Source organism: Kocuria sp. (genome assembly GCF_030536815.1).
Classification (GTDB): domain Bacteria; phylum Actinomycetota; class Actinomycetes; order Actinomycetales; family Micrococcaceae; genus Kocuria; species Kocuria gwangalliensis.
In genome coordinates this window covers 1-3,401 of sequence record NZ_JAUNPE010000201.1, presented here as the reverse complement: position 1 = coordinate 3,401, position 3,401 = coordinate 1, and the positions used below count along the sequence as shown (strand labels likewise).

4 protein-coding genes are annotated in these 3,401 nt (G+C 61.5%); 3 read left to right on the top strand and 1 reads right to left on the bottom strand.

Annotated features, from left to right (window positions below):
* Positions 1 to 146 (top strand): SsrA-binding protein (locus Q4E95_RS12060; RefSeq protein ID WP_303383538.1); only part of this gene is annotated, 146 nt, incomplete at its 5' end.
* Positions 147 to 184: 38 nt separating this feature from the next.
* Here Q4E95_RS12060 and Q4E95_RS12055 read toward each other — a convergent pair.
* Positions 185 to 913 (bottom strand): SDR family oxidoreductase, encoded by a 729-nt coding sequence (locus tag Q4E95_RS12055; protein WP_303383537.1) that lies wholly within the window; start codon positions 911 to 913, stop codon positions 185 to 187.
* Between the two features lie 238 nt (positions 914 to 1,151).
* Here Q4E95_RS12055 and Q4E95_RS12050 point away from each other — a divergent pair, with 238 nt between their 5' ends.
* Positions 1,152 to 1,772, top strand: coding sequence for a nucleoside/nucleotide kinase family protein (locus Q4E95_RS12050; protein WP_303383536.1), 621 nt, complete (start codon positions 1,152 to 1,154; stop codon positions 1,770 to 1,772).
* Between the two features lie 62 nt (positions 1,773 to 1,834).
* Positions 1,835 to 3,262, top strand: a complete 1,428-nt coding sequence (locus tag Q4E95_RS12045; protein WP_303383535.1) for a sugar porter family MFS transporter — start codon at positions 1,835 to 1,837, stop codon at positions 3,260 to 3,262.
* Positions 3,263 to 3,401: the final 139 nt, after the last annotated feature.

Genomic DNA, 3,401 nt, shown 5'->3' with positions numbered 1-3,401 from the left:
TGTATTTCGTGGACAACAAGCGCGTGAAGGTGGAGATCGCCGTGGCCCGCGGTAAGCGAGAGTACGACAAGCGCCAGACCCTGCGCGAAAAGCAGGACAACCGTGAGGCCCAGCGCGCCATGCGCTACCGCAACATGGGGGTGTGAACGACTCGTCCGGCCGACTCAGCCGGACGGTTCTTCTCCTAGCGGTTCGTGTATCCGCCATCGATGGGCAGGGACACGCCGCTGATCATGGCGGCTTCATCGCTGAGTAGAAAGACGATGGGTGCCGCGATGTCCTCAACGGTGGCCCAGCGACCCAGGGGCATCTGTTCGAGGTAGGGCCCCTCGACATCTGGCCGTCCCCAATACCACGCTGACATGGGGGTCATCACCACCGTGGGGTTCACGCTGTTGGCCCGGATCCCGTACTGACCGAGCTCCAGCGAGCTCACGCGAGTGATGTTGTCCATGGCGGCCTTGGAAGACCCGTAGGCAATGTGTCCCTTGAGCCCCACCAGGCTGGCCTGACTGGACACGTTGACAATGGCGCCTCCTTTGCCCACCCGAATCATTTCCCGGGAGGCGTATTTGGTGACCAGCAGGGTGCTCCGTGCATTGATCGCCATGACCTGGTCGAAGACCTCCACATCCGCGTCTTGCGGGGTTTCGATGGCACCACCCCACCCACCGCAGTTCACCACGCCGTAGAGGTCCTTGCCCTCGAGAGCTGCCTTGACGCTGTCCTCGTCGGTGAGTTCGAAGGGGAGGGCGGTTGCGCCGGTCTCGTCGGAGAGCCGCTCAAGAGCTTCGACGTTGCGACCGGCAGCCAGGACTGTGGCGCCCCTGTCACGGAGCATGCGCACCGTGGCCCCTCCAATCCCGCCACTTGCCCCCGTCACGAGGATCGTCCGCGCCTTGAAGTCGTCCATGGTGTCTCCCATCGCAAGCCCGAGCGCGACTCCGGCTGTGGCCGGCCGCACATGATGACGTGGTCAGTGAAACACACGATGTCACGGGTGTCATGCCCCTCCATGTCCGTTGACATCCACGTCAGGCCCTCATTAGTGTTCCGTATCACGTCAGCCAGTCATCCTCGGAGGAACAGACATGATGCCAGGTCCGTCGGTTCCCGGGGGATCATCGCGATTCTCGGATGATGGTGGGTGCATGGCTGATCTGGACCGCCTGGTCGAATTGGCCGCGGACTTGGTGTCCGATGGGCGACGGCGTGTCCTAGGTGTCACCGGATCTCCGGGAGCAGGGAAGACCACGGTCAGTGAAGGTCTCGTGGCTGCGTTGGGGAGCCGGGCGGCTCTGGTGCAAATGGACGGGTTCCATCTCGCCGGAGAAGAATTGCGCAGGCTCGGCCGGTCTGAGCGGAAGGGTGCGCCGGATACTTTCGACGTTGCCGGCTACGCCTCGCTGCTGGAGCGCATCAGGTTCGGTCAGGACCAGTTGGTCTACGCACCACGATTCGATCGAGACATGGAAGAACCAATTGGTAGCGCCGTGCCCGTTCCGCCGGAGGCTCCACTCGTCATCACGGAGGGAAATTACCTCTTGCACGATTCCCACGGTTGGGAGCGCATCGGAAGGCTCCTGGACGAGTGTTGGTATCTGGAAGTGGACGATGACCTGCGGGAAACTCGGCTCATCGACCGACGCGTATCCCACGGAGATTCCCTGCAACATTCGCGCACATGGGTCCGAGAAGTGGACGGCGTTAATGCACGAATCGTGTCGCGCACCCGAGATCGTGCCAATCGACGGTTCCGAGTCCTACCATGAAGCACCCGGGCCGATGAGTGCACCAGAACCCATTGCCAAACCGTTACTGACAGGGGACACTGATGTCTTCAGGAACGAATTCACCGACAACACCGAGCCCCGCGCCCGCTGAGAACCGCCTCAATGGTCTGGTCCTGCGTAGCGCGGTCGTGGCAGCCCTGGGCGGGTTGCTCTTCGGATTCGATACGGCCGTGATCTCTGGAACCACCGAGTCACTCACGAGGGTTTTCGACCTGTCTGGGTTCGGGTTGGGGTTCACGGTGGCCACGGCGCTGATCGGCACCATCATCGGTGCGCTGTGCGCTGGGTATCCCTCGAACAAGTTCGGACGTAAGAAAGTCCTCCTGACCATCGGGGTTCTGTACTTCATCTCGGCCATCGGCAGCGCGGTGGTCTCGGACTGGTATCTCTTCATGGTCTTCCGATTCATCGGAGGTATTGGCGTAGGCGCAGCGAGCGTGGTGGCGCCCATCTACACCACCGAGATCTCACCGGCTCGAAACCGCGGACGCCTGGTGGGGCTGGTTCAGTTCAACGTGGTGTTGGGAATCTTGCTCGCCTACGTGTCCAACTGGGTGATCGCCAAGTTCGTGGGCGAAGAGGTTGCCTGGCGCTGGATGTTCGGGGTGGAAGCGGCCCCGGCACTCGTCTTCTTCCTACTGGTGTTTACCGTTCCGGAGAGCCCTCGTTGGCTCTACACGCAGGGTCACATGGACACCTCGCACGGGATTCTTGCTCGACTGACATCGTCACGGTCCGAGCTCGAGACCGAATTCGCTGAGCTGGAGAAGAGCGCTCGGCGCGATCGAGAACAGGACTCCACCAAACTGTTTACGGGACCGCACAAGAAGGTCATTCTCCTTGCGATTGCGATCGCGGCGTTCAATCAGCTGTCGGGTATCAACGCCATTTTGTACTACGCGCCGGACATTTTCCGGATGGCGGGCGCCAGCGGAGACGTAGCTCTCCTGCAGTCCATCGTGGTGGGCCTGGTCAACTTGTTGGCCACCATGGCGGCACTCACCGTCATCGACAAGTTCGGGCGCCGCCGCCTCATGCTCGTGGGCAGCATCGGCTATCTGGTGTCACTGGGATGCATCTCCCTGGTCTTCCTGACGCGTGGCGAGGGCGGTTTTGGCGCGGGCAGCGCTCTCATCGTATTGCTCTCCCTCGTGGTGTTCATTGCGGCCCACGCATTCGGCCAGGGCGCTGTGATCTGGGTCTTCATCGCCGAAATCTTTCCCAACAAGGTGCGCGCGCAAGGACAGGCACTGGGTAGTTTCGTGCACTGGTTCTTCGCGGCCGTGACATCCTGGACCTTCCCGGGGATCGTCGCGAGCTTCGGTGGTGGGGTCGCCTTCTTGGCATTCTTCATCTTCATGGTGCTTCAGCTCGTGTGGGTTCTGAAGGTCATGCCCGAGACTAAGCAGGTTCCGCTCGAGGAGATGGCCGATACGCTCAGCCTGCCGAAGACTGAGCTGCGGAAGTAACCGCGGGCAGGATCAGTGTTGACGGGCAGCCTTGCGCGGGCGTATGCTGATGTGTCCGCGACCGAGAGGGAGCGGATTGGTAACTGAATACGGGGATGATCGGTTTCGACGATGTGAGTTGAGACAGGGGAAGCGGGTC

Bases quoted from the DNA above. Each gene is read 5' to 3' on its own strand.
- Q4E95_RS12055 (WP_303383537.1), bottom strand. From the start codon at position 913: ATGGACGACTTCAAGGCGCGGACGATCCTCGTGACGGGGGCAAGTGGC.
- Q4E95_RS12050 (WP_303383536.1), top strand. From the start codon at position 1,152: ATGGCTGATCTGGACCGCCTGGTCGAATTGGCCGCGGACTTGGTGTCC.
- Q4E95_RS12045 (WP_303383535.1), top strand. From the start codon at position 1,835: ATGTCTTCAGGAACGAATTCACCGACAACACCGAGCCCCGCGCCCGCT.